At 53.5% G+C, this 3,801-nt stretch carries 4 protein-coding genes; all 4 read left to right on the forward strand.

Annotation, left to right across the window (positions count from 1 at the left end; translation table 11 throughout):
• Nucleotides 1-602: DUF4136 domain-containing protein (locus tag FBQ85_27780; protein ID MDL1878934.1), on the forward strand; the 602-nt coding region annotated here is incomplete at its 5' end.
• A gap of 99 nt (nucleotides 603-701) precedes the next feature.
• The gene (locus tag FBQ85_27785; protein ID MDL1878935.1) at nucleotides 702-1,574 is read left to right on the forward strand and encodes a hypothetical protein; all 873 of its coding nucleotides are present in this window, start codon (nucleotides 702-704) and stop codon (nucleotides 1,572-1,574) included.
• Nucleotides 1,575-1,668: 94 nt separating this feature from the next.
• Entirely contained in the window at nucleotides 1,669-2,649 is a 981-nt protein-coding gene (locus FBQ85_27790) for an alpha/beta hydrolase (GenBank protein ID MDL1878936.1), read from the forward strand.
• A 151-nt stretch (nucleotides 2,650-2,800) separates the two neighbouring features.
• On the forward strand, nucleotides 2,801-3,436 hold the full coding sequence (locus FBQ85_27795; protein ID MDL1878937.1) for a T9SS type A sorting domain-containing protein: 636 nt from the start codon (nucleotides 2,801-2,803) through the stop codon (nucleotides 3,434-3,436).
• Nucleotides 3,437-3,801 lie beyond the last annotated feature (365 nt).

The raw sequence follows: 3,801 nt of genomic DNA on the forward strand, positions 1-3,801 counted from the left end.
ATAACAATGCGGGTAGCGCCGTCGGCCGAGGCGGCACGATTCTAACCACCACCAACGGCGGCGCCACCTGGGTGCCGCGCACCAGCGGAACAACTCAGGTATTGAACGCCGTGCAGATCATCAATACGACTACTGCTGTTGCGGTCGGCAATGGCGGGGTCATCCTCAAAACCACGGATGGCGGCGCCAATTTTGCGCAGTACAAGACGTTTGATTTCATGTCCAAGCGGGCGAAACCCACCGCCAATCCTTTGGCCGAAAAGCGCGTCGAAACTGCCGTCGAGCAACAGCTCATCGCCAAGGGGTATGAAAAACAAACCAGCGGTCGGCCGGACTTTTTCGTTGTTTGTCATGCCAACGTCCGGGACAAAATCGACGTGGACACCTACGGCTACCGGTACGGACGTTACGGGCGTCGCATCGGAACTTACACCACGGTGCGGGAATATCAACATGGCACGTTGGTGGTGGACTTCGTCGATGCAAATACCAAGGAGCTCTTCTGGCGCGGCTGGGCCAAAGGCGAAGTGAACGACGCCATCGCCAAAGAAAAAATCGATGACACGATCGCGAAGATTCTGGCAAAGTATCCGCCGCAGTAAAACAAACGTAAAGCCGGACATGGGCATGGCAAGTTTTCAAATTCTGCAAAATCCCGCAGCCCAAGTCCGACTTTGCAAAACTTAGTATGAGGAGAACCGATGAAAACCCAGTCAAGCATTCTCACCGCACTCTTCTGTGCGATCAGCCTGGGGAGCAGTTCCGTTTTTTCACAGGACGTCACCGTCGTCGAGTCAAGCTCGGAAGCGGCGGATGGTCTGGATTTGCAAGCCGTGGCCGAGCTGTTCAAAGAGGCGAAGGATTTGGAAGAGTTTGAGAAGTCGCTCAACGACACGGCGACGGGCGTGAATAATCTCGATCTCGACGACAACGGCGAGGTCGATTTCATCCGCGTGATGGAAGAAGCCTCGGACGACGCGCGCGTCATCGTTCTGCAAGTGACGCTCGCTGAAAACGAATTTCAGGACGTCGCCACCATCGAGGTGGAAAAAAACGGCGAGGAAGATTACAACATGCAGATCCGCGGCAACGAAGCAATCTACGGCCCCGATTACTACATCTCACCCGTCGAAGTTCACATTCACCCGTGGCCGATCTTCGGCTGGCTGTATCGCCCGGTCTATCATCCGTATCGCTCCGCTTTTTATTTCGGCTTTTATCCGAACTGGTGGCATCCGTGGCGCGTGGTGCATGTCAATGTTTATCGCACGCGCACGGTGAGATTCACGACACGAGCAACATTTCACGTCACGCACACCACTCGCGTGACGCGGGTTACGAAAGTCAACTATCACGCCCATTCCTCGACGCTGGTGAAAAAGCAAACGCACGTTTCGCGCGGTGGCGACGAGAGAACGACCACGGTTAAAGCCGGCAAAGTCGAAGTGCACAATCCCAAAACCGGCAAAGAGACGACGGTCAAAGGTGTGAAGAAAACCACGAAGACCGAGCAGGGCAAGAAGACAACGGTGAAAGCGAAGAAGACGACGCACCACGACAAGCCGAAGAATTAAGCTTAAAACGTAACGCGTAATTTTAAAGGTGGACTCGCAGCTCAAAATCAAATTCTATTCTGCGAGTCCGGCTTTTTTTTAAATCTACGAAAGGATGATTATGAAACCGCCAATGCTATTGCTGTTCGCTGCTACACTTCTCTCCCTCGCAGGTTGCAAATCCAAAGACAGCGTCACCGATCCGACTCCCTCCGGCTATGTTGTCGGCAAGAATCGCTTTACGACGCCAGTTGATGGCGATACGAGAGAGTATTATGTTCATGTGCCGGCGAAGTACAATGCCAGCACGGCGACGCCGGTGGTCTTCATGCTCCACGGCACCAGCGGCGACGGCGAAAAATTCTATGACATCTCCGGCTGGAAGGAAGTCGGGGAGGCCGAGAATATTCTCACCGTCTATCCCTCGTCGTGGCGATATTGCATCATCGACGAAGGCGTGCAAAAGACGACGACGAAATGGAATTCGCAGCCGGCCGAGTGGCAACCCTGCGCCGGCGAGACGCTGCGAAATGACGTGAAGTTTCTCTCCACCATCATTTCAGAGTTGCAGGCCAAATTCAACGTCGATAGGAAACGCATCTACCTTGTCGGTTTCTCGAATGGTGGGCAGATGGCTGCGAAGTGCACCATTGAAATGAGCGACAAGTTTGCCGCCATCGTCGAAAGCGGCGGATCATTTTACGCCGATACGACCTGGGTCCCTTTGCGAAAAATGCCGATTACATTTCAAATCGGCAATGAGGACTACGGCCCGGGGAACACCGGCCCGGCAATTCCATTGAGCACGCTGGATACATTGCTGAGCACGCCTGGCTTGCCTCCGGCATTCTCACGCTTCAGCAAAATTGCCAATGTCCATGTCAGAAGTTTTGAGTTGAATCCGAACTTCACCATCAGCGGCGATACGAATACCGTTTCGATTGCGACGTACACTGCGCTCGCGCCGAACCCAAACAACAGCTTTCGCTTCGCGCTGATTAAAGGATTGGCGCATGCCTATCCGAACGGCACTAATCATTGGCTAGAAGCGGCGGAAGTGAACTGGGCATGGATGAAGAACTACGCACTGCCGTAAAAATTCGTAGAGCAGACTTCCGGCCTGGGAACGCGCAAGCATTCTAAGAATGCTCTTCATATGTGTTAACCCTGTAGGCACGAGGCCTGCGCTATTTTCTCACTACAGAGTAAGTATGAAACGCTCAACATTATTCTTCGGACTTTAGCTTGTGCTGACGAGTTCGACGGTTCTCGCCCAAACCAACGTGCGCAGCCATCTCGTGAAGGAGGCGTACGATTTTGGCAATGACGTGGTGTGGATTTTCTGGAAGGACGAGCACGATTTTGTTTCTCCGTTCGATCGCCGCGCAGACATCATCGGTGCCGCCATCACGAATCGCGGCACGACGCTCGGTAGTCCGGAGGTTCTCTCCGACGGCGGCAGTCTCGAGTATGGCTTTCACAATTTCAAAGTCGGGCCGGACGGCGTTGTGCGCGCGCATTTCAACACGTTCTACAGCGACAACACGCCCTCGACGATTTACTACACGCAACGGAGCAGTGTCACGACCGGCTTGACGGCATCCACGGCGGAGATGCCAGAGCAATTCGTGTTGCAGCAAAACTACCCGAATCCCTTCAACCCATCGACCGTGATCAGTTTTCAATTGCCCGTGAACAGTCACGTGACGCTGAAAGCGTTCGATGTGACTGACCGCCAAGTGGCGACGCTGGTGGATGGTGATTTGGCGCCAGGTAACCATTCCGTCATCTTTAGTACAAACGGCTGTGCAAGTGGCGTATATTTCTTTCGTATGCAGGCAGGGGAATCAGTCCGGCAGAAAAAGATGGTGATCATAAGATAAGGGGGAGAAAGTTTGGAAGGCAAAAGAATTCCTCATTGCACTGAACTTGACCCAACTTCGAGTTAAAAACTTTTGACACTACGAGGTGACAGGAGAGCGTGCAGAAAATGCTGCGAGTGGCCGCCGGCTATGGCCCGTTGCATCGCAATCAGATCAACAGATTCAAGCGCGCGCTTCGATTCTACTCAATCAGTGCCCTCCACATTTCGCGGCAGAATGAAATACAGCGGGATCAGAGCGTACAAGGCCATCGCCAGATAAACGTGAAGCAGCGCCGTGAGAGTGGCGGTGAAGTACGCCGCCGGTCCCCAGAGGAACGATTGCTGCGTGGTCTTCTTGAGATAAGACGCGTTCACGCTATCCTG

This window comes from Cytophagia bacterium CHB2, assembly GCA_030263535.1.
Classification (GTDB): Bacteria; Zhuqueibacterota; Zhuqueibacteria; order Zhuqueibacterales; family Zhuqueibacteraceae; genus Coneutiohabitans.